The organism is Cupriavidus sp. SIMBA_020 (assembly GCF_046535395.1).
Lineage (GTDB): Bacteria > Pseudomonadota > Gammaproteobacteria > Burkholderiales > Burkholderiaceae > Cupriavidus > Cupriavidus campinensis.
In genome coordinates this window covers 1-262 of record NZ_JAWRWU010000870.1, presented here as the reverse complement: position 1 = coordinate 262, position 262 = coordinate 1, and the positions used below count along the sequence as shown (strand labels likewise).

The window sequence follows — 262 nt, the reverse complement described above, 5'->3', positions numbered from 1 at the left end:
AGCTAGAAATCAACGGAAAATTAACCGACAACTGGAACGCTTATTTTGGCTATACCCATAGTAAAGGCGAAAAACCGGATAATACGGTATTAAATACCACCAACCCAAAAGATCAATTTAAACTTTTTACTAGCTATCAACTCTCAGGTGCATTAGACAATCTAAAATTGGGTGGTGGCTATCGCTGGCAAAGCAATAGCTATGATGAAGTTAACAACCCTGTTTATGGTGCTGTTGAGGTAAACCAGCCTAGTTATGGTAT

The 262-nt window shown here is 38.5% G+C and carries 1 pseudogene; it reads left to right on the top strand.

The window, feature by feature from the left end:
- Nucleotides 1–262 (top strand): annotated as a pseudogene (locus tag SB751_RS31885) (TonB-dependent siderophore receptor); the annotation flags it as partial.